General features: G+C 51.2%; 22 protein-coding genes. 3 read left to right on the top strand and 19 right to left on the bottom strand.

Annotated features, from left to right (window positions below):
* The first annotated feature begins 295 nt into the window (after positions 1–295).
* From E0E17_RS08900 to E0E17_RS08890, 3 genes are all read left to right on the top strand, one after another.
* Entirely contained in the window at positions 296–775 is a 480-nt protein-coding gene (locus E0E17_RS08900; RefSeq protein ID WP_130833516.1) for a winged helix-turn-helix domain-containing protein, read from the top strand.
* A 214-nt stretch (positions 776–989) separates the two neighbouring features.
* Positions 990–1,442 carry a type II secretion system major pseudopilin GspG gene (gene gspG / locus E0E17_RS08895; RefSeq protein WP_130833514.1) on the top strand — a complete coding sequence of 151 codons (453 nt, stop codon included), beginning with the start codon at positions 990–992 and terminating at the stop codon, positions 1,440–1,442.
* Complete coding sequence (locus E0E17_RS08890; protein WP_130833512.1) at positions 1,396–1,953, top strand: GspH/FimT family pseudopilin; 558 nt, start codon at positions 1,396–1,398, stop codon at positions 1,951–1,953. The genes gspG and E0E17_RS08890 overlap by 47 nt, the downstream gene beginning before the upstream one ends.
* Before the next feature lie 334 nt (positions 1,954–2,287).
* On the opposite strand, the gene E0E17_RS08885 is transcribed toward E0E17_RS08890, so the two are convergent.
* The 19 genes from E0E17_RS08885 to E0E17_RS08795 all read right to left on the bottom strand — a co-directional run bounded on the left by E0E17_RS08885 (position 2,288) and on the right by E0E17_RS08795 (position 24,574).
* Positions 2,288–3,091: a winged helix-turn-helix domain-containing protein gene (locus tag E0E17_RS08885; RefSeq protein ID WP_130833510.1), complete on the bottom strand. Its 804-nt coding sequence runs from the start codon at positions 3,089–3,091 to the stop codon at positions 2,288–2,290.
* Between the two features lie 281 nt (positions 3,092–3,372).
* Positions 3,373–3,882: a cytochrome b gene (locus E0E17_RS08880; protein WP_130833508.1), complete on the bottom strand. Its 510-nt coding sequence runs from the start codon at positions 3,880–3,882 to the stop codon at positions 3,373–3,375.
* A 252-nt stretch (positions 3,883–4,134) separates the two neighbouring features.
* Positions 4,135–7,074 carry an ATP-binding protein gene (locus E0E17_RS08875; protein WP_165446218.1) on the bottom strand — a complete coding sequence of 980 codons (2,940 nt, stop codon included), beginning with the start codon at positions 7,072–7,074 and terminating at the stop codon, positions 4,135–4,137.
* 25 nt (positions 7,075–7,099) lie between these two features.
* Positions 7,100–7,729: a response regulator transcription factor gene (locus E0E17_RS08870; RefSeq protein ID WP_130833504.1), complete on the bottom strand. Its 630-nt coding sequence runs from the start codon at positions 7,727–7,729 to the stop codon at positions 7,100–7,102.
* A gap of 1,009 nt (positions 7,730–8,738) precedes the next feature.
* A complete protein-coding gene (locus tag E0E17_RS08865) occupies positions 8,739–8,993 on the bottom strand; it encodes an acyl carrier protein (protein ID WP_130833502.1) in 255 nt (84 codons plus the stop codon).
* 100 nt (positions 8,994–9,093) lie between these two features.
* Positions 9,094–12,300: a hypothetical protein gene (locus tag E0E17_RS08860; RefSeq protein WP_130833499.1), complete on the bottom strand. Its 3,207-nt coding sequence runs from the start codon at positions 12,298–12,300 to the stop codon at positions 9,094–9,096.
* A gap of 10 nt (positions 12,301–12,310) precedes the next feature.
* On the bottom strand, positions 12,311–13,504 hold the full coding sequence (locus E0E17_RS08855) for an IpaD/SipD/SspD family type III secretion system needle tip protein (RefSeq protein WP_130833497.1): 1,194 nt from the start codon (positions 13,502–13,504) through the stop codon (positions 12,311–12,313).
* A 38-nt stretch (positions 13,505–13,542) separates the two neighbouring features.
* Entirely contained in the window at positions 13,543–14,646 is a 1,104-nt protein-coding gene (locus tag E0E17_RS08850) for an IpaC/SipC family type III secretion system effector (protein WP_130833493.1), read from the bottom strand.
* A gap of 149 nt (positions 14,647–14,795) precedes the next feature.
* On the bottom strand, positions 14,796–16,598 hold the full coding sequence (gene sctE / locus E0E17_RS08845) for a type III secretion system translocon subunit SseC family protein (protein WP_130833490.1): 1,803 nt from the start codon (positions 16,596–16,598) through the stop codon (positions 14,796–14,798).
* Between the two features lie 9 nt (positions 16,599–16,607).
* The gene (sicA, locus tag E0E17_RS08840) at positions 16,608–17,117 is read right to left on the bottom strand and encodes a type III secretion system translocator chaperone SicA (protein ID WP_130833488.1); all 510 of its coding nucleotides are present in this window, start codon (positions 17,115–17,117) and stop codon (positions 16,608–16,610) included.
* A 47-nt stretch (positions 17,118–17,164) separates the two neighbouring features.
* Positions 17,165–18,265 (bottom strand): EscU/YscU/HrcU family type III secretion system export apparatus switch protein, encoded by a 1,101-nt coding sequence (locus E0E17_RS08835; RefSeq protein WP_130833486.1) that lies wholly within the window; start codon positions 18,263–18,265, stop codon positions 17,165–17,167.
* Positions 18,266–18,275: 10 nt separating this feature from the next.
* Positions 18,276–19,037 (bottom strand): type III secretion system export apparatus subunit SctT, encoded by a 762-nt coding sequence (gene sctT, locus E0E17_RS08830; protein ID WP_130833485.1) that lies wholly within the window; start codon positions 19,035–19,037, stop codon positions 18,276–18,278.
* 7 nt (positions 19,038–19,044) lie between these two features.
* Positions 19,045–19,302: an EscS/YscS/HrcS family type III secretion system export apparatus protein gene (locus tag E0E17_RS08825; RefSeq protein WP_130833483.1), complete on the bottom strand. Its 258-nt coding sequence runs from the start codon at positions 19,300–19,302 to the stop codon at positions 19,045–19,047.
* A 17-nt stretch (positions 19,303–19,319) separates the two neighbouring features.
* Complete coding sequence (locus E0E17_RS08820; RefSeq protein WP_130833481.1) at positions 19,320–19,979, bottom strand: EscR/YscR/HrcR family type III secretion system export apparatus protein; 660 nt, start codon at positions 19,977–19,979, stop codon at positions 19,320–19,322.
* The gene (gene sctQ, locus E0E17_RS08815; RefSeq protein WP_130833479.1) at positions 19,969–20,922 is read right to left on the bottom strand and encodes a type III secretion system cytoplasmic ring protein SctQ; all 954 of its coding nucleotides are present in this window, start codon (positions 20,920–20,922) and stop codon (positions 19,969–19,971) included. The genes E0E17_RS08820 and sctQ overlap by 11 nt, the downstream gene beginning before the upstream one ends.
* The gene (locus E0E17_RS08810) at positions 20,916–22,319 is read right to left on the bottom strand and encodes a SpaN/EivJ family type III secretion system needle length determinant (protein ID WP_130833477.1); all 1,404 of its coding nucleotides are present in this window, start codon (positions 22,317–22,319) and stop codon (positions 20,916–20,918) included. The genes sctQ and E0E17_RS08810 overlap by 7 nt, the downstream gene beginning before the upstream one ends.
* Positions 22,320–22,441: 122 nt before the next feature.
* On the bottom strand, positions 22,442–22,894 hold the full coding sequence (locus E0E17_RS08805) for a SpaM family type III secretion system protein (RefSeq protein ID WP_130833475.1): 453 nt from the start codon (positions 22,892–22,894) through the stop codon (positions 22,442–22,444).
* Positions 22,878–24,170, bottom strand: coding sequence for a type III secretion system ATPase SctN (gene sctN / locus E0E17_RS08800; protein WP_130833473.1), 1,293 nt, complete (start codon positions 24,168–24,170; stop codon positions 22,878–22,880). The genes E0E17_RS08805 and sctN overlap by 17 nt, the downstream gene beginning before the upstream one ends.
* A complete protein-coding gene (locus E0E17_RS08795; RefSeq protein ID WP_130833471.1) occupies positions 24,170–24,574 on the bottom strand; it encodes an InvB/SpaK family type III secretion system chaperone in 405 nt (134 codons plus the stop codon). The genes sctN and E0E17_RS08795 overlap by 1 nt, the downstream gene beginning before the upstream one ends.
* Between the last annotated feature and the right edge of the window lie 7 nt (positions 24,575–24,581).

Raw genomic sequence — 24,581 nt, 5'->3', positions numbered from 1 at the left:
AATGGTGAGCAATTTAAGCAATCCGGTAAAAAGAAACATGACGGAAAAATGACGGGTTCGCAGCGGGCTGACAGTATGATCCATGCGCAGTGAAATGGCGTTAAACCATTAAAAGAAAAGCTTTATTTAGTCGTTTCCCGCCATTGTTTTATCAACAGAGGACAAATGCTTTAAGAAACTTCCTACAACAAAGAGGGAAAAGCCTGTCTCCTTGCCGTACCGGGTAGAGGCTATACTCGCGCCGCCATCCGGAAAATAGCCTGATAACCCGCAGGTAAAACAGAGGAAATTTATTATGTTTTGTGCGGAGCAGTGTATTCAGCAATCGACATCTCACGTGATTCCGTATCTGGACAGGTTAACGCTCCATTGCAACGCAAATAAAATTTACTTTCACGCGACAAAACAAACTGTTTCTTTAAGTCAGGCGCAAAAACGCCTCTTTTACTGTTTACTGACCGGCGTCAATCGCAAACGCCAGATTATCAATGTGGTCTGGTATGAGAATCATCAGCGCGTTACAGATAATAATTATCACCAGCTTCTGTTTCAGACCCGCGCGCTGTTACAACGCCATGATCTGCCCGCTCAGTTGATTATTACCCTGCCTAATTACGGTTTGCTGCTGAATGAAGAGATGCTCAAAACCCTGGGACCGGCGCAAGAGCATGAACAACCGCCGGGCCGCCAGGCGGACGACTCACTCTGGCTACGGCTGATGTACCAGGGACGTCGCCTGTTCCGTTCAGCTTTTCATTCCGGAGAAGAGAAATAAAACCGTGGCGGCTCCGGCGCAGCTGCTACGCGCCCGCTTTTCCCGGCGCTAAGGAAACGGGTAAAGGATGCCTTCGCCAGCCAGATCGCTGTAGTCCTGGCGCTGTTTGAACCCTTGCGAGTGAGCAGCATAACCAGCGTAGTGCTGTTCAAGATTCTGGCCATCCTGTAGCCCATTCTGCAACTCAATGACAGGTTAACCCCCTGAGGATTTTATGAAGAAACCCGTTGCCCCCCAACGCCAGCACGGCTTTACTCTGCTGAAGATTATGATGATTGTTGTCATGCTGGCGGGGCTGACCAGCCTGATCATACCCGACCTGATGAGGAATAACGATCGCACCGATCGCCAGAAAACGGTGCGCAAGATTGTGCCGCCGGAAAACGCGCTGGAGCTCTACCGTCTGGATAACAGCCGCAATCCTGCCACTGAGCAGGAATTGCAGACGCGGGTGGAAAAACCGGAGATGGCACCGCTGCCGCGCAGTTATCACAGCGATGGTTATCTTCGCCGCCTGCCGGACGATCCCCGGAGTTCTCCCTACCGCCTGGTCGCATCAAACCGACACGGCTCGCCGGATATTTTCTTCCCCGGCCCGGCTCGCCTGCCGGATACCGAAGATGATAGCGACAACCGGACGCTGGATAATCATGCACATGGGAAATAAGCCGTTCAGTCAGTGTGTGACGCAGCTGGAAGTGTTGCTGGTACTGGTGGGGCTGATCGCTACGCTGATGATGGTCACCCGGGCCGATCCGGTTAACGTTCCGCAGGAGGAGGAGCGCTTGCTGAGCAGTCTGCGCTGGGCGGCGCAACAGGCGGTACTGGAGGGCACCCTGTACGCCGTGCAGCTTGATCGCTACGGCTGGACCCTTGTCAGACAGACCTGTGCGCCGGACCAGCGCGGCCAGAGTCCGAACTGGCCGGACTACGTCTGGCGTCCGGTGGCCTTCGGTCATCACAGTTTTCCTGCCGGGATCACCCTGGAGCTGATGGTGGCGAATCAGCCGCAGCCGCTGCCCGCCAGCGACGCGGAAGCGGCAGACAGCGAGCCGCAGATCTTCCTGTTGCCCGGGGGTGAGGTCACGCCTTTTGCGCTCTGGTTACGCGCGTCTGAGCCAACCGGCCGCTATCTTGGCTGGCGCGATGGTCAGATAATGCTGCTGACCTCACGATGATAAAGTGTCTGGCTATGATGCAGCTGGCTCAGCCCGGCAGCCTGTGGCAAAAACTAAACTTTTTATGCTGGCAGAGAAAACTCAAAGGATAAAATACAGTCCGTTGTGGACTGTATTTTATTGCCAGCTTAAAACCACGTCCTGCGGGCGTGGTCATCAATAAGTTTTTGGCTCTGCCTTATCGTCTCTGGATTTGAATCTTACGGAACAGGCAGAGACTTCTTTTTAAGGTTTTTAGTGCACCCCTATGGGGTACAATCAAAGCCGCCTTCTATGAAGGCGAATTTTTACTATCAGGGTGAAATGGCGCGGGAAGCTGATAACTCTGCTGCGTTTACTTAAACAGTTCTTCTTTCACTTTAAGTGAAAAAAGATTCTGGCTGTCAAAGGGTAACTTTTTCGGGCTGCGCAGGTTTTTCAGCTCAGGCTTTATATAAATAAGCAATCTGATAATTGCCAGACGAAGAGATTCACAATCGGAATCAAAAACCCCGGTTAATACGGCACTCTCTCGTTTCAGTAAAATATGTTTTACAGAATCGATCAATTCCAGGCGGATAATGCATTGTCCTTCCCGCGCACATTGCGTGCCAACGATATAATAATCGCCAGGCGTGCGCTCCAGCAAATCTAATACGCTCTGGTAATCCTCACAATGGCGGGTAAAAAATGATGGCATAATATTAATGCCTTTTTCATTTACCATATAGAGTTTTTCGCACAACTGATCGTGTATTTTTAACGCCAGTTCCCGGTCATGTAAAACAAAGGGGAACAGCGCAACACGCAAAGGATCGCTACCCTTCTCATGCGGACTGCTTTCATTACTCAGGGTAGTTTGCAGCGGATAAATAAAGCAGTACCCCTTTCCGTAAACCGTTTCGATGAATTTCACCTGTTCATTTTCGCCCAGGCGCTTACGTAACATATAGAGGCAGCGTGTCAAAGATTCATCCGACACAATACCGCCATGCCAGATTTTATTGATGATGGTTTCCTTGGTGACAACGTCGCCAGCATTTTCAAGTAATAATCGCAACACGCCGGTTTCTTTTGGCGGGATTTTCACCATGCGCCCTTTTTTGGTCAATCGGTTGTTTTCACTAAAAAAGTAATCACCAAATTTATATCCAGACATTGTTATTGTCCAAATTAACTTAACGTAGAAGGGCGCATGCTATTGGCCTCAGTTGCAGGAAATGATTAACTTTATTTAATTAAAAAGAGTAATCAAAGTGTAACTGGCGACCATATGCTGCATATTTTATTGCTGCGTAAAACTATTATAAATACCGCTGACACTTTTACTTGCAAAAAATCATCTTTTATATATATGCACCATGACGTTTATTTATTAGCTCATTAAATGGCGCACTAAAAAAGCGTCAGGGGTTCACGCTAAGGCTGTTATTGCCGATGTCAAAATCGCATTCTGGATAATATCTTATTGCCAGATAAATGATGTTTAAACACAGCGGAAATATGTATAAAAACCAGAAATGCCAGCATTGTACAGCAGAAGGAATGATATTGACGAAACAGCGCGGTCAGCGCAACCTGATGGAGAGGTTGAGGAATGTAAAATAAATTAAAGACATTAATGTCGCGATCCATCATTAACACACCGCTAACCAGAACCATGGCGATACTCAGATAGAGCATGATATGAATAAAATGTGCCATATAGAAAGAAAAGGTTTTAGGTTTACTCTCTTCCGGCTTGCCATGCCTGAACATAAAATAAAGCCTGGCAATAAAGAAAGGAATAAAAATCGTGGTCGTTGACACGTTAATAAAACCGATCAGCGATTTTATTTGTGGCGACACCTTAAATAAAGCCACGTAAAAGCCGCTGAGCGTTGCCCATATAATCACCAGAGCAGAAAGCCAGTGCAGAAATACTTGCGGGCAAGTATATTTCATTCTCATGGAAAAACCTTTTAACCAGTATCAACTTATTAACGCGCGTTAAATCTGGCGTAATAAACGTCAGCCGACAGCGCTTGTCGCTGGTTATTTTATATATTTTATTACGTTTTCTCAGACGGCCGTTTCCCGCTTTGTTGTAGGAATTTTCTTAAACCCCTCCTCTTCACCAGCAAAAGAACAGGCGTATTCCCGCCTGCTGCTCGCGCCGGACAGAAAGGTCGCCCCCGCCGCCTGGCCAGTAGCCTGTTCTGATTAACTGGCGCTTAATTTTTTCTGGTTTTCATTCAACGCCGCGCGGATTTGCGCGTGAAACTGTACCAGGCTTTCTGCCAGCACCCCGGTCGCTTCTTCCAGGTGCTGCGCTGCCGTGTTGCTCGCGTTGCATCTGGCTTCAAGTTGCTCACAGCTATGGAATAACATGCTGGCGTCGATCATTCTGGCTGCGCCTTTGATTTTATGCGCCAGCTCGGCCAGGCTCACCACATCATGATTGCGCTGGAGTTGACTCAGCAACTCGCGCTCTTTTTGCGTGTTTTCCAGCAATCCCTCAAGCAGCTGTGCGTTGATTGCTGGCGTGCCGCCCGTGAGCGTTTCGATATTGCGCAGCAGCGAGGTGGGTGCGCCTGCGTCAGGCCGCACAGCTGGCAGGAGCGGGGAACAGGCTTCAGCACTGTTCAACCATTTTGCCAGATTGCCCAGAGTGCTCGGCTTAAACAGGCAACCATCCATGCCTGCAGCCAGACAGCGCTCCTGCACTTCCGGCTGCGCATTGGCCGTAAAGCCCAGCAGCAGGCAGCGCGGAAGGCCCAGCGCGCTTTCCTGCTCGCGAATATGACGTGCCAGCGTATAACCATCCATGCCAGGCATATTGCTGTCGATAACCACAGCGTCGAAACAGCGCTGTGCCAGCCAGATTGCCAGCCCCGCATCGCCATCCCCGGCTTCGGTGACCTGATGTCCCAGATAGTGTAATTGTTGTCGCATCAGCAAGCGATTCGGCTGATAATCATCGACCACCAGGATGTTCATTCCGCCCCCACGCGGCATCTCATCCACCTGTTGCTGGCCGGAGCAAGGCACCACGGCGTCACTGCAGGGCAGACGCAATGAGACAGTGGCACTGGTGCCCTGCCCTGGCTCGCTGCTCAACTGCAGCGTCCCCTGCATCATTTCGCACAGGGTACGGCAGATGACCAGCCCGAGGCCGGTGCCCTGACGTGCGGTCTGCTGCGCAAAATCGAGCTGACTGAAGGGTTGAAACAGGCGCGTCAGTTCTTCCCGGGTCATGCCCGGGCCGCTGTCCTTAATCACCAGGGTTACCGCAGCTTCATTCGAAGCCGTAAGCGCATGGTGTAAAGTAACGCGCACCTCACCCTGCGGCGTAAATTTCATGGCGTTACTGAGAAGATTGGACACAATCTGCTTATAACGCAGCGGATCGATCATTACCCCTCTTTCCTGACCGCCAGTCACATCAAGGCTGAGGGTTAAGCCCTTTTGCGCCGCGACGCCGGAAAAAATGCGTATCACGGATTGCGTCAGCGCCACCAGTTCGGCGGGTTGCGTATGAAGCGTCATATGGCCCGATTCAATACGTGCGATATCCAGAATATCCCCCACCAGATCGACCAGGCCGTTGGCGGCATCAAAGGCAACATCAAGCAGCTGTAGCGGCTGTTTTTCCCGCTGCTGGTTTTTGATAGCCAGTTCAAGTATGCCAATAATTGCATTAAGCGGCGTGCGGATCTCATGGCTCATGGTAGAGAGAAAAGAGGATTTGGCCCGGCTGGCGGCTTCGGCGCGATCGCGCGCTTCGCTTAGCTGCTCAAGCAGTTGCTGCCGCTCAGTGACATCCAGCCAGCCGCTGTAAACCCCGGCAATGCGCCCTTCGCGATTGTAATAGGGCACCATCCAGTGAAATACGGTGCGTTGTTGCGGCAGGTGTTTATACGTTAACACCCGATCACACATCAGCGCTTTTCCTTTCTCCATCACCTGCATAGCATCCTGACGAATCGCCTGTAGCAGCGATTCGCAAAGCGGCACGGCGCTGATGTCTTTGTATAACACCTCCTCCTTCGCCACCCCCAGCTCCTGTAAATAACGGCTGTTACAGGCGATCAGCTTACCTGTAAGATCGCGCACATAAATCGGTGCCGGCATGCCATCCATCATCGCGTGCATAAATGCCAGATGTTCGCTCAGCGCCTGCTGCGCCCGTTCACGCTGCCGGATCTGGTGACGCAAGCGTAACCCCCAGCCCAGCGATACCAGCACGATAGCCAGGGAAAGCACCGAGAACTGCAGAATCAGGCTGCGCCAGGTACGCCATACTTTTTCCCCTGCGACCATTTCCTGCGCATTCCAGCTGTTCTCCAGCCGCTGAAAATCTTCTGCGGGTAAGCTGCGCAAGACTTTATTCAGGATGGCGATCAGTTCCGGCTGCTGTGGCAGAGCAGCAAAGGCCAGGGTCGCAGGCGGAATATCCAGCGTACCGGCAATGCGCAAGGTTTTTCGCTCATAGCGCTGCATCTGATAGCGGGCATTAATCCGGGGGGCAATGGCACCCTGTACCTGACCTGCAACCAGCAGTTTGACCGCATCGGCGAGGCTGCTCTTTTCCACCAGCTGAATTTGCGGATACTGTGCCGCAATCCTGCGATTGGCCGGGCTGTTTTTTCCTGCCGCCACTTTTGCATTCTGCAACGCCGTCAGCGTGAGCGGAGCCTGTAAGGAATAGGGTGTCAGTAATACATAGTCACTGCGGATCCATGGCTGTGAATAAACCAGCCCCTGAATGCTGTCCGGCATCAGCGCGCCAATCATATCCACCTCGCCCGCCAGCAGCATCTGATGCATTTTTTCCGGATTATCGTCGCATTGCACAATGAAATGGATACCGGTACGCAGACGAATAAGGGTCAGCAGATCGGCAGCAATGCCACGGAAATTTTCATTATTATCAATAAAGGAGACCGGGACATAAGAGCTGCTCATGGCAACCCGCACCTGTGGATGACGTTTAATCCAGGCCTGTTCTGCGGGCGTAAAGTGAAGCGGCTCAGTGAGGGGATCTGCCGAAGGTTGCGCCACCATCTGTGGAAGAGGCTGGCGGGTTAAGACAGAAGCGTCGGCAGCCAGCCCCATTGATTGCCCGATCAGGCAGAGCCACAGGCACATAATTCGCGCCATGAAAATAGTCGGGGATATCCGCATATCAGGTCACAATAGAGTGTCTTTTTGCCAGTTCAATAAGTTCCACCAGATTGTGGGCATTCAGCTTTTTCAGCAGGCGCGTTTTGTACGTGCTGATGGTTTTATTGCTTAACAGCAGATCGTCTGCGATCTGTTTGTTCGCCCAGCCCGAGGCCAGACGCTGCAGGACTATCATCTCCCGACCGGAAAGTCTGGCCAGTCGGCCCGCTTCTGTCTGACTGCCGGGCGCGCGTCCAAACATCATGCTGGTGATTTCCGCCGGAAAATAGATGCGTCCGGCACGTACTGCCGCAATTGCTTCCTCCAGTTCGCTGAGATCTTTGCTTTTCGCCACAAAGCCGACAGCGCCCGCCTGCGCACAGCGTGCCGCGTAGTGCTCTACTGACTGAGAAGAGAGAACAAGGATTTTTATCGGGAGATGCATGGCGGTTAAACGGCTGATGACTTCCAGTCCCCCCATAACAGGAATGCCGATATCCAGAATGACCAGCTGTGGTTGATGGCTTTTTACAAGGCTTAATGCTTCGGCGCCTTCGCCCGTTTCCGCAACGACCTGAATACCATTACGCTCCAGGACTATTTTTACCGCCAGCCTGACAACAGGATGATCGTCAACGATTATGGCTTTCATATTATGTTTCCCCTGTGGTGTAACAAAAAACTCCATAATTCAGTAGATGGTCAGAATCAGCCATCGGCAATAGAGATCACTCCCTACTCTCTGGTTACAGATAAACGTCATTTCTGCGTAAATCTGAAATTGTTTTTATATTAACAGGGCGCTGTTCCGCGCCGGGCACTTACCATTCCGACTCCCCTGTTCTGATATAACCTTTTAAAATATAAGGTGTTATTTGAGGGAGCCTGGCTGACCGCTCATGCTCAGATTAATAAGCGCAGCAACAGAAGATAGAGTTATTATTTTGTGAAAGATTTATAAAATATAAGTAAAAAAGAATACCCTGAATTCAGGGTTATCGCACTCATAGTCATGGTGCAGAAGCCAGTGCCACAATAAGCGCGGCCAGCATACGGAAATACCGCAATTCTGATCAGGTATCGCCCGGAGTAACAGATCCAGAGAGATACACTTTTGTTGCCTGTTCTTTCTGTTACCGCAGATACTATATTAATTTTCGTCGAAAAAAAAGAGGGGGAGGCTCGCCACAGTCAGAATCTCATCATTTAAAATGTTTATTTACAATAATTACCACCAGCTTTACATCATTACAGGTGTTAAAGGATTAACTGCCTCTTTCTGAGGGTTTTTACCTGCCAGAAACCGACGCTGCCATAAAAGAAATATTCTTCCTGCCCGGACGGAAGCGCTGGAAAATAAAATATTGCTATTATTCAAGCAAATAATCAGCAATGTCGTAGCTGAGAAAACGGTTGCGTTGTTACAGGAATATTAAAAGCAGGAGCTGAAAAGCGAACGGGATGAAAGTGAAGACAATAAAAGGTTAAGGCGCGCCCTGTCTGACTGCGTGCTGAGTGCTTTTCTTTAAAGGTCGGGGACCCTTCGGCTGCTGGCCTGCGCCGTGAAAGAAGGTACACACCGGGTGAGAAAAGGTGTCACTTCTTCGCTGCCCGTGCCGGGCGTAAAACAGAAACAGATCCGCAGCAGGAGAGTCCCTTTATTATTCACCACCGACCGTCTGAGATCGCCTGATTATGGCGTATAAGTCGGCGACGGTATTCATTTTTTCCATCATCTTTTCATCAAAGATAAAATTAAACTTATTTTCTACGGCCATGGCAATATCCAGCAGCGCTACGGAATCGGCCAGTAGATCTGCCACCAGATGTTTTTCTGGCGTAATGTCTGCAATATCACACCCCAGACAATCGACCAGTAATTGATTGATTTCATATTGAATATGTTCTGCTGCCATGACAGGAAAAACCTTTTTGCTGAAAAAGATGATAAAGCCAGCCCCTGCTGCCAGCTGAAGTGAGCAACAGAGACTGACTTAAACAGAAGTTGTAAATTTATTATTCAGGTAACGTTGCCGCTGTTACCTTGCCATCAGTTAAATTGTTCTCATTTGCAGACTGGTTGGTGGAAATAAGTTGCCGGGGATTTTGATAAAACGTTTTTACAGGCGGCCGCCCGATCTCGCGTAAAAATTGCCGGTCTGGCGTGGTCTGTGGTTTGCCTGAAACAGTACGCCCTTTGCGGTTTACCTCCTGCTTATTGTCGTCAGTAGCGAGCTTTCTTTGCGTACCCGGCGACTTAGCCCAGTGTTTCGGTTGTACGTAGGATTTGGGCAGACGTGCCTGCTGATCGGTTATCGACGTCGCGGAGCCAATGGAGCCGACGAAGCCCGGAGAGACCTTAACTTCAGCCCACTTTCTGACAGGATCATTACTGTTTCGATAGCCAGGCTGTGAGTTGCCTGATCCCGTCCCGGTCTGAACCCGGCCCGGATAAACCGGCGGGTTTGCCGTCTGCGTATGGGTAGTCACTTTTTCCGGACTGCTGGTTCCGTCAGTTTGCATAGCGGTGCTGAGCGGCTGGCCTGGGCTGTCAGTTTGCATACTGGTGCTGAGCGGCTGGCCTGGACTGTCAGTTTGCATAGCGGTGCTGAGCGGCTGGCCTGGGCTGTCAGTTTGCATACCGGTGCTGAGCGGCTGGCCTGGGCTGTCAGTTTGCATAGCGGTGCTGAGCGGCTGGCCTGGGCTGTCAGTTTGCATACCGGTGCTGAGCGGCTGGCCTGGGCTGTCAGTTTGCATAGCGGTGCTGAGCGGCTGGCCTGGTCTGTCAGTTTGCATAGCGGTGTCGATGCTGAGCGGCCACCCGATGCTGTTATGTGCTCTGTCGGTACGGGCTCTTGATATCTGGGCTGCTCCGTCAGTGCGCATAGCGCCACGGTTTCCGTTTCCGTTTCCGTTTTTGTTAACGTTAAAGATATCCTGCAAAGATTCAGACCATTTCGCCCTACCTTTCGCAGCAGGGCCGCCCCTCTCCGGTGTGCCGAGAGCGATATCCGACGTAGCTTGCGTTTGCGCTACATTATTATTTTTACCTTGTAAAAACTGATAAAAACGTTGTGGATCAAAGCGAAGTTCCGGTTCTTTCAGTGATGGTTGAATATTATTTTCAAGGTCCCCCCCTGCCAGGCGGGAGGTTGCCGCCTGCCTGACGCCATCAAAAGAAGCTGTCCGAGCGCTTACCTTCTGATTTTTTTGCGTCTCCATGGTTTCTGGCTGCTGCGGTACCTCTGGCAACCTGATTTTGGGTCTGGGTATTAACCGAAATAACTCGCCCTGGCCACTCATCTCGCGCAGAACAGGGCCGTCAGTTTGCGTACCCCGAGGTTTTATCCCATGCAGAGCGTCAGTTTGCGTGCCCCGAAGGTTTATCCCATGCAGGTTGCCAGTACCAGTTTGGATGCCCCGAGGGTTCATCTCATGCAGCGCGTCAGTTTGCGTACCCCGATGGTTCATCCCATGCAGAGCGTCAGTTTGCGTACCCCGTGGGTTTATTCCATGCAGGTCGCCAGCACCATTTTGGGTGCCCCGAGAGTTCATCCCATGCAAAGCGTCAGTTTGCGTACCCTGGCTGTTCATCCCATGCAGGTCGTGAGCATCAGTTTGCGTACCCTGGCTGTTCATCCCATGCAGAGCGTCAGTTTGCGTACCCTGGCTGTTCATCCCATGCAGGTCGGGAACATCAGTTTGCGTACCCCGAGGGTTCAACCCATGCAGAGCGTCAGCACCAGTTTGGGTGCCCCGAGAGTTCATCCCATGCAGAGCATCAATTTGCGTACCCTGGCTGTTCATCCCATACAGGTCGGGAGCGTCAGTTTGCGTACCCTGGCTGTTCATCCCATGCAGGTCGGAAATATCAGTTTGCGTACCCCGATGGTTCATCCCATGCAGAGCGTCAGTTTGCGTACCCCGGTTGTTCATCCCATGCAGGTCAGGAGCATCAGTTTGCGTACCCTGGCTGTTCATCCCATGCAGGTCGGGAGCAGCAATCTGCGTATATTTACTGATTATCTCATCCAGGCCGGGAACATCAGTGAGCATGCCTTCGCTGAAGGTTCGTAACCGCGCGCTTGCCGGTATAAAAATATCCTGTTCTCCGCTCCGATTTTTTGCCGTACGGTTATCCTGCGGGTAAGAATTGGATCTTTTAAATATTTCTCTGGCGGATTTGCTTATCCTGCGATTCGTTGTCTGTGACGACTGATCGTTAACATGAATGCTGTTATCAAACGTTCTGTTATCAATATTGATATGATAAACGGCACCGCCATTCCCTTTATCACCACCCGCAGGCGGCTGAGGCGTGGCAGATTCTGGCTGATACGGTGCAGCAAAAGGATCCGGTCTTCTGGTCTCAGGGCGATCAGGCTTATCGGGCTGCGCCTTATTGCTCTCGTCGGGCGTCTGGTCAGCTTTTATCTCAGCGCTCTCTTTTATCAGTGAAAGCATCTGAATGCAGAGTTTGATGCACAACACTAAATCCCGGAAAGCTGTGGTCGGGCTTTGCCGCCATGCTTTGTTCATTGCATCCAGTCTTTTACAAGCCTCGGTAAATATATCATCAGCCGTTAATCCTTCCGTAGAAACGCAATCACGTTCCAGCATCTGAAGAACTTCGCCTTTGATTGAGGAAACAATATGATCCGGGCAGGCTGCTGAATATCGGGCGATAGTGTCAAAGAGCTTCTCGCACTTTTTATGCTCTTTGAGTTTTTTACTACAGCTACCCACCGGAGAATCATCACCCAGGCCAAATTTCAGCACCAGCTCAGCAAGTTCCTTTACTGGTTCCTTCAGAACGTCCAGTTCTCCTGTTCCGGATAACATCAGAAAAACATTTAACAGGTTTTTTTTGGCCCAGCTTGTATCAGGAGCATTTTTCAGACATTCAAAAATATGATTCCCTTTGCTTTCATCATCCAGCAAAGTGCAAAAGATAAGGCACCCATTATTAAGCTGATGCTGAAGAAAGTCTGCTTCACTGAGCGGTTTATCTGCCGTTTTAGATAATCTCTCTGAGATCCGGGAGTGTACTTCAGCTTCACAATTGTCAAATACCTGACGCAGTTCTTTAGTGCCGGTGAATAAATTCGCTCCGTTGTTCTTTGCGCCTGAAACATTCTCTGACAGAATTGAACCTTTATGGGGAGCATCATTTCCATAACAAGGCATTTGAGTAATACCGGGGAGAGCGCTTATACCTGCCATTATTTTCTCCTTACTGTGTTAAAAATGACTTGTCACACTCAGCCAGGGCAGTAATGGTGCTACTTAATACTTTCACCAGGTTGTCAAATACAGCATTTGCCGTAGTAAACTTTTGCGTAATAATCTGCAGAAAGTTTTGATACTTATCCAGTTGCGTATCGTAACCGGTGGCCCATGCCTGATATTGCTGCGGATCCACTGTTCTGTCTGCTCCGGTACCAAAAACCAGTTCGATGGAAGTTTTAATTTCCTGCAGCGGACTGACATCAATAGTGCAGCACCAGTTACCGTTTTTATCCTGTTTCACATTATAAGTAGATAACCCCATCTCACTGGCCCAATTTTCTGCCTGTTTATGGGTGATCGCGCTACCATCCGGGTTTTTATAATCTGGCGAGGGAAAGAGGATTGCCTGAGGTGGTATCTCTCCGTCTTGAATACTATACTTACTCATAAAACCGCTTATCAGCGCGTGCATCCTTTTACCTTCAATGATCAGGTTGCCATTTTTACCGGGTTTGATATATTCAGCCATCATGCTTTTAATATTAGCCACACTTTCATAGAACTGACTAAATTGTCCCATGATAAATTCATAAGAACGCATATAGCTGTTATCAATATTATTAATAGCGTCGCGCAACTGGCTACAAAAATCCCAGCTGGAGATAACCTCCTGGTTCGCTTTTTCATGCTCCTTATTACGCTCCGACATCTGCTTTATATTTTCCAGATTCTTAACACTCTGTTGCTGACGCGTACCCAGCGTGACCGGATCCTTTGCGCGTTCCCTGTTGAGCAACCTGATAAACTTTTGCTGCTCTGCGGGGGTTAAACCCTCCACGACCTGTTCATTGTTAATAATAGCGATAAACTTCTGCCGTTCCCCGGCGCTGAGTGTTTTTCCTGGTGGCTGTATGACCAGTTTGCCAGGGTCCAGCGCCGTGAGGCTTAATCGGGCCTCATGCTGCAGGTGAGCTAAAGCCGCGTTCTTGCCTGCTTTATTCTGAGTGAAATATTTCTCCGCTCTGTCAGCAAAGATTTTATTGTGGTTTCGCTCAGCATATTTCCGCACCGGCTGCTCTTCAGGCTGGTCAGATAACGCCTCAGCCGCTGCGGCCGCACCGTTATTAACAGATAAATTCCCGGCGCCCGCCTGACGTGGCTCTAATGATAATAATAACCCACCCATAATCTTCCCCATTACACCTGCCCCTGATGGGGCAGGAAAATTGTCTTTTATCAGTAGTGTATATTCTGCGCTACGGCGTTTGCCGCATCGTTATTGGCGTTACTCATATCACGCATCTGTTGCAGCAGCATCAGCAGAAGCTCCTTATCCTGGTCTGCTGCTTTTGATTTCTGCGAGGAATGCTCACTGAAAATGCGCGCACTCGATTCCGCCATCCTCTGGGTCGCTTGTGCTTCTGAATATTCTGTATGGAAAGGGGAGCCGGCTACCGCGCCAAGGCTGTGCGCGGTATTGTTCATCGCATGGCCCCAGGTCAACTGGCGATCCCCTGCCAGGAGCATGGTTTGCTGGCGGAATCCCTGTTCATCAATATACTCGCCCAGTTCGTTAATGGATCTACTCAGCACCCGGCGATCATGCTGTTGACGGAGTTCGTTCTCATTCACCAGTTGTCGGGTATTAGCCGGGACTGCACCAGGCTGTGCCGATGCGGTGGCTGGCATCTCTGGCGTATCGACGCTCGTCGTCCGGGAGGTTGTAGCATGTGCAGGCTGCGTCGTGGCTTTCACACTGGTTTTCACACCCGTACCGGTAGCATTTTCGCTGACGCGTGTTTGCGGATGAATATTGCGCGCATGTTCCAGCTGATTTTGCTGAGCGCGCGCGTGTTGAATATTTCTGCCGTGCACCTTAAAGGCTTGCTGTTTATTGCCAACACCTTTCAGGCTTTTCCCGGTGCCTGCCGCTGTCATTCCGACAGTGGCAACGCTTTCTGTAATCGCCCTGTCACGTTGTACCTGGCCCGAATATTTTATCGCTGAAGCCTCAGCTTTGGTCTGGCCAAAACTGAGTTTTAAATCCATCGAACTCCAGTTTTTTTCAGCTTTTGCCTGCTCATAGGCTGAATCGACCAGGGCTACAAAGACCTTGCTTTTTCTGCTCAGGGTGCTGCCCAACATCGCATTATCAGGCTGGTTTCTTTGCAGGTCATCCAGCATCTCTTCAGCATTTTGCTTAAGCGCTTCAGTATCGGCATTCATGGCAGGAGCGGGCAATGCGGGCACGCCCAGCGTTGTAACCCCGTCCATCGCATTTTTGGTTTGCAACTGGCTTATCAATGCAAAGGTCGCAGCTGTAGCGACACCTTTATTCATTTGATTAACCGGGCCAGCACTAATATCCTTTTTAAAAGCGGAATTATTGACTATCTCTGCCGGCAAAGCAGAAACGCGTGAATGCAGACTGATTCCAGATGATATATCCATAGAATGACCTCTGATTTAAATTTTGAACGAAATAACTGTCAGGCTGACATGTTTTTTAATACAAAGCGGCCAGCGCGTTGCTCTTGCAACAGCACCTCTGAGACATATTTAGTTAATTCTGTGAATACATTACTCTCGCGTTTAAAATGTTTTATAATCAGATCAAGGTTATCTTTATTAATATTGATTGCAGCTTCATTTATCTTCATCTCCGCAAGCGCCAGTGAGGCTTCCGCCTGTAAATTGCCAGACACAATATTACCGGTGGCCTGCACACCCGTGGAGGAGAGATGAGTTAACAGCCTTAGTTTTTCCAGCCACAGCAAGGTGGCCTGCAAAGTAGCAGGATCTTTGGCCAGTTTTTCCGAGAGAATGCTTTTTACCTGGCCGAGCGCTTTGCTCATCTGCTTAGCGGCATTTTTTATAATCGCGGGCAGTAATTTTTTAAAGGTTTGCTGTAATTGCTGTTTGATTGATTGCCCAAGAAACTCAGCCAGCGCTTTATCCATGCTTTTTATTACGAATTTCGCGGCCGATTTTGCCAGCATTGCTACGGCCACCATGATGGCGACTGCCGCCACCGCCGTGACCACGGCATGCACGGTGTCCATAATATTACTGCCGGTCGCTTTATCGATGGCGCTGATTAACAAACCTAACGGCGTATAATCGAAAATGGCTTTTACCGCATCGCCAATAATATTCATCAGCGGATTAAGCACATATTTCATGATGGGTTCCATCATCATGCCGGTGAGCGATTGTCCGGTCACCGCTTCGGTAATGCCATCCGCGGCCAGCAGGCCGATACCGACAGCCATTACCCCGATGCCCGCACCGCCAAAAATCGAGGTGATCGCGCCAACGACCATGGCCAGCCCGCCAAGGATTTTCCCCAGGCAACCGGTAATTTTATTGGCCTCTTCTGCACGACGCAGCTTTTCCTGATACTCCTCCGATTTTTTCAGCATCTCATTCTGACGGCTTTTTTGCACTCGGCTGGAGGTTTCCAGATCGGCCTGCAGTTTTTTAACTGACTTGTCACCCAGTAACTGAATAAGCTGCGCAATAATCAATGCCGTGGTCGCCGTCGCTGACTTCTCAGAAATTTTCAGCGGCGCGTTGAACAGATTTGAGACTAAGGCATCATTAAATTTCTGAATCTGGCCTTGCTGGGTTAATAAGGCGTAATTATCCTGTGCCGTCTGAGACGCACTCTGTGCCTGATCAGCCGCTACACGCGCCTGCTGCGTGCTTTTCTTCGCCTCGGTAAAAGCGGCTTGTGCCTGCCTGAGCTTCTCCTGCGTCTGCGCATAACGGGGATCATCAGATTGCAGGCCGTCCAGTTCTCCCTGCGCCGCTTCTACCGCTGCCTGCGCCGCCGCTTCATACTGCTCGGCCGCTTTTAACTGCTCCTTTGCCTGCTGAAAGGCCGCTTCGGCGTTTTCTGCCGCATTGAAAGCCTGACTGATTTGCGTAGCCATGCCGATCAGGTAATTATATTGCGCCTGTGCCGTTAAGCCTGCATTGCGTAAATTCGCCAGCAGCTTATCAAGCTGAATGGCGCCACTTAATCTCAGCAAATTGAAAACAAAAAAGGCCAGGCTAGGCATCTCTTCTGTATTCCCCACTGGCGCGGTAATTGCTGGCCAGTTGCCTGTTTCTCCCGGTGTCTGAAAATTTTTTTGTGCTTCTCTCACCAGAGCAGCTCGTTCCTCCGGTGAGAGAATAGACTTCGCTTGCGCAGCCTTAAGCAACGGTTGCATTTCCGAGGGGGTATTGCTGGTCAACAGACTGGTTGTGGTAAAAAACCGATCTATTCTGGCATCAGCGGTCGGCATAGTTTCTCCTTATTCATCATGATTCTCACTCTCTGCAATATCATTTTCTTTAATATTCTTTCTTATGGTTTCCAGGTAACTCCTTGCCTTATTCACCAGGGAATCGTCAGTGCAGCGTTTGCAAATCAGATCAAAACACTGCATTGCCTTTGCCAGATTTCCCATCATAATCTGACACTGCCCGCTATAAAATACAGAAGTGAAATCCGTGCTGGACAATACGTACGCCAGTGAATAAAAGTCACAGGCCTTCTGGTAATTCTTTTTTAACTGATTGACGGCACCCAGCCCGAGAAAATAATCAGGATTATTCAGATCATACATACACAGAAAGCTGAAAAAGCGCTCTGCATCATCCAGCCGTCCCTGATGATAAAATTTATAGGCGTGAGCATAGACGTTATTCAACATTTCATCAGGAACCTGATGAATATCTTTTAAATTCTTACCCTGATTTACCGCAGAAAGAAGTAGCTCGCTTAATTCATCGTTGCTGTACGAAAAAGTTTTATCATTCATATCTGTTACCTTATATTTACTATCATCTCATGAATGACAGTTTGAGTTTAATCCTGGCGTTCATGAGAAACTTCTTCGGAACGCTCATCTTGTTGCTGACCATGGGAAATTTCTTTGCTCCAGGCTTTTTCCACCTCTTCAAGCCAGAGCAGCAGGCGCAGCACCTCCTCCAGTTCGTCGAATTGCACAAAGGAGTAGCGCTCATGGGTCTTATAAATTTTCCGTGCCAGCCGAATATCTTCTACCACCGGGACGCCGCACTTCTCCGCCCAGGCGCGCACCGCCAGCGCACGCTGGTTACTCTCTTTCACCGAGATAAAGGGAATGAGACAAATTTCGGGGTTTTGAAAGATACCGATAGCAATATGCGTCGGGTTAGCAATAATAACTTTTGAATTTTCAATATCCGATTTCAGCTGTTCGGACAGCAGTTCCTGATGCATCGAGCGACGTTTTGATTTTATTTCTGGATTCCCCTCCTGTTCTCTGTGTTCAAGTTTGACCTCCCGCTTATCCATCTTCAGATCTTTAATGTGCAGTAAATACTCTGCCACCATGTCCAGCAGCAGAATTACCAGCAGACAAACAAAGCAGAGCATAATCAGCGTATGGAAGAGATCGGCCCAGATGATTAAAAGCTGCCGGGGCGAAGCGTGCAGTTGCGAGAGAAGCAAACCTTTTTTTTGCTCCCAGAAAATTTTACCGGCAACAATAAAACTGCATAAATAGAGACAGCATTTTACAATATCTTTTAATGCCCGCAGGCTGAAAAGTTTCTTTACACCATTCACCGGGTTCAGCGCAGCAAAATTGATTTTCAGCGCTTTGGTGGCTAAGCGGAACCCTGTTTGCAGTAAACTCGGCAACGCCGAGGCCAAAATACATAACAGGATCACCGGCAGCAGCAACTGCAATGCGCCAATAAACACAGCCCGGGCATATTCCTGCGGTGCCAGCGTAAAACCTGATGAAATAATTTTAATCATATCAGGCGCGAACCCGCTGAAAAGGGAAGAGTGAAGAATAAACTCGCCGCCGGTTAAGATCAGGCAGGTGGTAATTAAATCCTTACTTTTAAAACTCTGTCCTTTTAATCCTGCATCTTTAAGTTTCTTCGGCGTTGGCTTTTCAGTTTTATTGGTTGACATCTTTTTTCAGCTAATGATTAATCCAGCGGGCGAGTGAATCAGGCAACAACTGTAGCTGGCGCAGCTCATGAGGTATAACGGGTGAAAAATAGAGAACAAGAAGTAAAAATGCGATGCTGCTTTTCAGCGTTAAGGCCATTGCAAATGCGTTCATCTGCGGCGCATAGCGCGACAGTAACCCCAGCAGTATCTCCGTCAGTAAAAACGTGCTGATCACCGGGCTGGCAAGCATCAGCCCTTTTGCTATCAGAGAGGCCAGAAATGTCAGCGCAGGCGCAAGCGCTGGCAGGGACATGCTCAGCGGCGGCCAGAGCTGGAAACTACGCTGAAAGACCTCCAGCATCAGCGTCAGTCCACCACTCTCCAGCACCACGACGGCAGCAAAGAGATTAAACAGGTTAGCCAGTTCCGAACTGTCGATGCCTGTCAGCGGACTGATGCTGCTGCTCAGCGTCGCACCGCGCTGGTTATCAATAATGCTGCCCATGGCGTGGAGTATCCACAGGGGCAGAGTGAGGGCGCATCCCAGCATCAGGCCTATCAGCGTCTCTTTCGCCAGCAGGCCGATATAGTGCAACGTACCGATAGACAGCAGGCCATCCATTTTTTCCGGCCATAATGCCAGGCCCACCATGATGACGACAGGTAAACGTGCCGCGCCAAAGATCACGGAATTATTCAGGAACGGCAGCAGAATAAAGGCGGGCATGACCCGCGCGCCAGCGAGTAACGCAGCCAGCAGCCCGTTATGAAGATCAATAAAGAGTTTCATCAGGCTATCAGCGTTTAAACGCTATCCTCAGCACTTCACGCGCATATTCAAGTAATACATCGCCATACCAGCCCGACAGCAAAAACAGTGTTAACACCACGCTGATTAATTTAATGCCAAAGGGCAGCGTCTGCTCCTGTAATTGCGTGACGGTCTGAAATAAGCCTACCAGTAATCCCACCACTGTCGCCACCGCAACAGGACCCGCCGAGAGAAGCAAAATAAGGTAGAGCGCCTTATTCGCCGCAAAGGTAATATCATGCATGGTAAATACCCCTGGGGTTAACTGGCCAGATCGAGATACTGGTTAATTAATCCTTTTGATAACAGCGTCCAGCCATCCATGACTACGAACAGAATAAGTTTGACCGGAACGGAAATAGTAATCGGGCTCATCATCATCATTCCTAATGCCAGCAGCACACTGGAGATCAAAAGATCAATCACCACAAAAGGCAGATAAAGATAAAAGCCGATTTTAAAGGCGCTTTTGATTTCACTTAATGCATAGGCAGGCAGCAACGCGGTTATTGACGCGGGTTGCTCCTCCTCAGCGGTGTTCTCATCAGCCTCGTCACGTTGCGTCTGCGCCTGTTGAAAAAATTTCGTCAACTCCGGATCGGAATATTTTTCTAAATAACGGCGGTAGCTGTCAAAGCCGCTGTCAAAAAAGCGGCTTACCGATTCCACATTATGCAAATCAACCTGCTGTTGCTGATAATTCTGATAGCCCTCTTTTACCACCGGGGTCATCACAAACATTGCCAGTAATAAGGCGACACCATTCAGGGTGATATTGGAGGGAATTTGTTGTAATCCCAACGCGTTCCTGACCATCACAAAAACAATAGAGAATTTGATATAGCAGGTGCCGCAGGCGATCAAAAAAGGCAATAAGGTGCTGAACGCCAGTAATGCAATAAGGGAAATATCATTTTCCATTACCGGCCTCATGACAGATCGAGGTAATTTCCACGCCCATACGATCTTCAACCCAGACCAGTTCCCCCTTCGCCAGCGCCACGCCATTAGCCCGTACGGTAATGTTTTTTTCCGCCTGCGGTAAGCAGGTCAGACAGGCTCCCTGCCAGAGCTGCTCCAGTTCGGCCACGGTGACGTTGCGCTCTTCAAGGGTAAAGGTGAGGCGCACCGGAATTTTATCGCGCGCAGAAAGCGACGTATCCTGCCACTCGTCTTCTTCGCTCATCTCCTCAGGGAAATCTCTCTCATCTTCGGTATAAAATTCATCTTCCCGGTACTCTTCCAGCATGTACTGCCCCTCCCTTTGGTGATAGAAACCCATTTTTTTACCCTTCACAGTGACGATGCTGGCCTGATGACGAATAACCAGCAGATCGCCACACGCTATTTTTTTCATCGTTGCCAGCGAAAGCGTTGAATACCCCAGTTCAAAGTGCAACGAAACGGGTAAGTCATGCAGATCGCGTGCGCCGGCAACCCGCTCAGACGGCATTGTTTCTGCGCTCTCCAGCAACCAGACCGTGCCCTGCGCGGTCGCCAGGGCTGGCCATGACTTACCGGCAAAGCAGGCGTGATCCAGCCTGCCGTTGCTGATCAGGGTCTGATAACCCAGTTCAGGCAGGCCGCTGTCGAAAGGCCGGGCACTATGGATAAACAATGTTTCAAGCTGGTCGGCGCGAAAAAACTGCGGCGCCAGCTGTGCCGCGTCCGGCATCACCTTGCTGATCCATTCGTATAAATCGATTGCACCTTTCCAGCCGCTGTCGGTACGAAAGGCCAGCAGCAGCGCCTCACCAGGCGGACATCCCTCAATAATCTGCGCGCCCTGCTCCTGCCACGCTTTGATCTGGCCTTTCCAGCGGATCTGTTGCTGGCTTAGCTGACGTAAATGATCGGCTAACATACATCGTCCTCATCTTCCTGCTGCGGTCGGGACGCGGATTGTCTGTCCCGATCGCTTTCATCCGCCAGTTGCCACCCTGCCCCCTCCTGCTGCGCAAGCGCCGCGGCAATACGTTCCCTGACCACGGGATCGGAAGGCTGCAACACCAACTGCTCACGGCGATCGCTGATTTCCACATGCCCCTTTCCCCATGAACGGAAGCTGTAAATCATTTTCAAACCCGACGGCGGAGCAGCCTGCTGTTGCCCCTGCACGTTCGGGTTGCGTGACTGCGGCGCGTTGTCTGGCTCTGGTTCCGCCGACTCGCCAGCATTGGGAAATGCCTGTTCAGGCAACCGCATAACCGGTAGCGCCACAGGTTCTTCCGGACGTATATCAGCCGCCACGGCGCGCTTTTTCCCGGCCTGCGCCAGCGCCTCATATCGGGTGTCTGGCGCACCAGCTGTTTGCGCGATCTGCCGGTCCGGGATAGTGACACTCCTGGTAAGAGACGCCTGTGGTGCGGCGTGATAAGCGCGTGCCGCCACAGACTGTGGTTTTTCGTCGCTCGCCGCCGGTGCGCCAGACCTCTCAGGCAACCCTTTTCTTTCCCCTGTCCATGGCGTTGTGACTGCAGCCAACAAGGTGGCAACCGGGTTTAGCTTTTCCCCGCTGCGCGGCAGCGCGTTCTGTGGAAGTGTTGCGGCAAAGCATTTTTGCAGCAGCGTACGGACCGGGTGACGCGCGTCCGGACGCGCCGCGTGCGCGGGCCCAGATACGGACTCTGCGTTTTGCGCAGGCATGGGATGCGTTTTTGGTGCTATGCGCGTCGCAGGCAGTAATTGGTTTTTTTCTGCCCATAGCGTCGTTAGCAGCAGCGAGCAGGATTTCGCAGCTTTCACCATTGACTGTACGCCAGCATGGGCATGTCCCTGTAAACGCGTCGTTGCGCGTGATAACGTCGTCACCGGCGCGTTGCCAGTAAGCCGTGACGGCAGTGCTGAGAGAACCTGTGGCAGCGTAAACCGTCGCGCGACTCCCGCCGTAAGTAGTGATGCCGTGGGGGCAGCATCGGGTGACGGGGACGCTTCCACTGGCTGCGATACCGCGCCGACAGTAGCGGGCACCGGGGAGGCTTCCACTGGCTGCGATACCGCGCCGACAGCAGCGGGCACCGGGGTCGCTTCCACTGGCTGCGATACCGCGCCGACAGCAGCGGGCACCGGAGAGGCTTCCACTGGCTGCGATACCGCGCCGACAGCAGCGGGCACCAGAGAGGCTTCCACTGGCTGCGATACCGCGCCGACAGCAGCGGGCACCGGGGAGGCTTCCACTGACTGCGATAACGCACCGACAGCAGCCCGTAGCGAAGACGAGACGACCAGCGGCAATGGATCCTGTTGTAGCACAACCGGCATTACCGCCTCCTGTCCATCAGGCAATCTCTTTAATTTGCGCTTCATTTCCAGCCGGACAGACAGCGGTACAACAGGCGTGACCTCCTCCCCCGCGTTGCCCGTCAAATATGCATAGTCTGCTTTTACCGCTTCCACGTCTGTTTCTCCTCCATGTCGCTTTCCTCCGTCAGGAGGCGTTTTAACTCGCGTACTCGCTTTTCCTGTCGACAGACATGCTGATATTTATTCCTCTGCCGTAACAGTTGTTGCCACTGCTGACGCGCGGCGGCACGCCGCTGCTGACACTCCCCGATATCGGCCTGTAACTGCACGATATTCGCTTCGCTATCTTTAAGACGGCGCCGTAGTGCTGCCTGCTTGCGCTGCTGATTAAAGAGTTCTGTCCGGTTGGTATAGCCCGTGGCGTACAACCCTTTAATCCCCTTTTCCAGCGCCTGGCAGAGCTGCTCCTGTTCGCGAACCTGCTGCTGCAGCCGGCGTAAGGTCTCCTCTTCACGGGCGATACCGCGCTGCTGCCGCTCCGTTGCCAGCGCGTTATGCTGCAGCAGGCGGGAAAAACTATGCAGCAAGCTCACGTAACGACCTCAACATGCTGTCAAAAGAGGTGGATTCCGCTGTCTGCTGACATAACCAGCGTGACAGCTCAGCCTGTTTATTAAAGGCCCGGTCGTTCTCTGCATTCTGACCCGGCTGGTATTCCCCCAGTTCCAGCAGTAGCTGCATCTCTTCCAGGGTTGCCAGCATGCGCCGGACCTCCCGGCTGAGCTGCTGATGTTCCTGGCTGCACACCTGATTGCTGATACGGCTGATGCTGCGTAAGACATCAATCGCCGGATAGTGATTTTTCGCGGCCAGCTTGCGGCTGAGGTAGATATGCCCATCCAGAATCGATCGGATCTCATCTGCCAGCGGATCCTCCTCCTCTTCGCTTTCCAGCAGAATGGTATAAAAAGCGGTAATACTGCCGCGGCGGGTACAGCCCGGCCGTTCCAGGATTTTCGGCAGCGCTTCAAACACCGATGCGGGAAACCCCCGCCGGGCGGGAAACTCCCCGGCAGCCAGCGCCACATCGCGCAACGCACGGGCGTAACGGGTAACCGAATCGAAAAACAGCACCACTTTTTTCCCCTGGTCGCGGAAATATTCCGCCACCGTGGTCGCCACCAGGGCGGCATTACAGCGATCCAGCGCGGAATAATCGGAGGTGGCGGAAACCACAATGCACTGCTGCTGACGTGCGGAGTGGCGCAGCGCCGAAACGAATTCGGTCACTTCCCGGCCGCGCTCGCCAATCAGGGCGATAACGAAAATATCCGCATCCGCATTAGCAATCAGCATATGCATCAGGGTGGTTTTACCGCAGCCTGCCGCCGCGAAGATGCCCAGACGCTGGCCCACGCCGCAGGTCAGCAGTCCGTCAATAGCGCGAATGCCGGTGACAAACGGCTGCCCGATAGCGATGCGCTGGTGCCACTCCGGCGGCCTGCTGTCAATGGCGCGCAGTTCCTGCTCAGCTGTCGGGCTACTCGCTGCCAGACGCTGGACAATATTGCCGGTCGCATCCAGTACGCTTCCCGCCAGATCGGGGCGCAGCACAATATTCAGCCCATGCCCGGCAGGTGCGATCACCGCCTCACGCGACAGTCCTTTCGCGCTGCCAGTCAGGCTCAGTAAGGCGACATCCCGGTTAAATCCCAGCACCTGAGCCCGGGCAATGGTCTGTTTTTCCCGCCGGCTGGCGTAAATATGACAAATCTCCCCCACTGTCACACCGGGCAGCCTGGCTTCAATGATGGGACCGGCCAGGCGTAACGGATGTGCCTGCGAGCGGAGCAGTGCGCGTTGTTTCATCAGCGAAGCACATCCAGAAATTGGTTTAACCGCTCAAAAAAAGTTTCCAGCGCAATGGCGAAATCTTTGCTGTCGCGCAAATAGTCAGGCTTGACCAGCCCTTTCAGCACCAGATGACCTTCAAACAGGGTCAGCTGCAATTGTTCAGTAATGGAAAAGGCGCACTCTTCCATCAGTAACGGCAATAAATCTGCCGATTTTTGTTGCACGACCAGGCTATTGTCTTCGTATATTTTGGCCCATAGCCAGACATCACTGTTATTTTTACTGATGAGTATGCTGGGCATATCGGCGCATTCCAGTTCGATGGTGGAATGGCCATCAAAATTATTCAGCAACGCTTCATCACAGCCACTTTCACGCAGCGCTCCACGCAATAAGGCGGCGATATCAATGTCATCCATACCCAGG

It is taken from the genome of [Erwinia] mediterraneensis, assembly GCF_900604315.1.
GTDB classification, from domain to species: Bacteria; Pseudomonadota; Gammaproteobacteria; order Enterobacterales; family Enterobacteriaceae; genus Pantoea; species Pantoea mediterraneensis_A.
Note: the sequence above shows the minus strand (reverse complement) of the source record. Positions and strands in the feature narration are given on the sequence as shown.

What these genes read in the sequence shown, in the direction of transcription:
- E0E17_RS08900 (WP_130833516.1), top strand. Translation starts at nt 296, where the DNA reads ATGTTTTGTGCGGAGCAGTGTATTCAGCAATCGACATCTCACGTGATT.
- gspG (WP_130833514.1), top strand. Translation starts at nt 990, where the DNA reads ATGAAGAAACCCGTTGCCCCCCAACGCCAGCACGGCTTTACTCTGCTG.
- E0E17_RS08890 (WP_130833512.1), top strand. Translation starts at nt 1,396, where the DNA reads ATGATAGCGACAACCGGACGCTGGATAATCATGCACATGGGAAATAAG.
- E0E17_RS08885 (WP_130833510.1), bottom strand. Translation starts at nt 3,091, where the DNA reads ATGTCTGGATATAAATTTGGTGATTACTTTTTTAGTGAAAACAACCGA.
- E0E17_RS08880 (WP_130833508.1), bottom strand. Translation starts at nt 3,882, where the DNA reads ATGAGAATGAAATATACTTGCCCGCAAGTATTTCTGCACTGGCTTTCT.
- E0E17_RS08875 (WP_165446218.1), bottom strand. Translation starts at nt 7,074, where the DNA reads ATGGCGCGAATTATGTGCCTGTGGCTCTGCCTGATCGGGCAATCAATG.
- E0E17_RS08870 (WP_130833504.1), bottom strand. Translation starts at nt 7,729, where the DNA reads ATGAAAGCCATAATCGTTGACGATCATCCTGTTGTCAGGCTGGCGGTA.
- E0E17_RS08865 (WP_130833502.1), bottom strand. Translation starts at nt 8,993, where the DNA reads ATGGCAGCAGAACATATTCAATATGAAATCAATCAATTACTGGTCGAT.
- E0E17_RS08860 (WP_130833499.1), bottom strand. Translation starts at nt 12,300, where the DNA reads ATGGCAGGTATAAGCGCTCTCCCCGGTATTACTCAAATGCCTTGTTAT.
- E0E17_RS08855 (WP_130833497.1), bottom strand. Translation starts at nt 13,504, where the DNA reads ATGGGGAAGATTATGGGTGGGTTATTATTATCATTAGAGCCACGTCAG.
- E0E17_RS08850 (WP_130833493.1), bottom strand. Translation starts at nt 14,646, where the DNA reads ATGAATAAAGGTGTCGCTACAGCTGCGACCTTTGCATTGATAAGCCAG.
- sctE (WP_130833490.1), bottom strand. Translation starts at nt 16,598, where the DNA reads ATGCCGACCGCTGATGCCAGAATAGATCGGTTTTTTACCACAACCAGT.
- sicA (WP_130833488.1), bottom strand. Translation starts at nt 17,117, where the DNA reads ATGAATGATAAAACTTTTTCGTACAGCAACGATGAATTAAGCGAGCTA.
- E0E17_RS08835 (WP_130833486.1), bottom strand. Translation starts at nt 18,265, where the DNA reads ATGTCAACCAATAAAACTGAAAAGCCAACGCCGAAGAAACTTAAAGAT.
- sctT (WP_130833485.1), bottom strand. Translation starts at nt 19,037, where the DNA reads ATGAAACTCTTTATTGATCTTCATAACGGGCTGCTGGCTGCGTTACTC.
- E0E17_RS08825 (WP_130833483.1), bottom strand. Translation starts at nt 19,302, where the DNA reads ATGCATGATATTACCTTTGCGGCGAATAAGGCGCTCTACCTTATTTTG.
- E0E17_RS08820 (WP_130833481.1), bottom strand. Translation starts at nt 19,979, where the DNA reads ATGGAAAATGATATTTCCCTTATTGCATTACTGGCGTTCAGCACCTTA.
- sctQ (WP_130833479.1), bottom strand. Translation starts at nt 20,922, where the DNA reads ATGTTAGCCGATCATTTACGTCAGCTAAGCCAGCAACAGATCCGCTGG.
- E0E17_RS08810 (WP_130833477.1), bottom strand. Translation starts at nt 22,319, where the DNA reads ATGCCGGTTGTGCTACAACAGGATCCATTGCCGCTGGTCGTCTCGTCT.
- sctN (WP_130833473.1), bottom strand. Translation starts at nt 24,170, where the DNA reads ATGAAACAACGCGCACTGCTCCGCTCGCAGGCACATCCGTTACGCCTG.
- E0E17_RS08795 (WP_130833471.1), bottom strand. Translation starts at nt 24,574, where the DNA reads ATGGATGACATTGATATCGCCGCCTTATTGCGTGGAGCGCTGCGTGAA.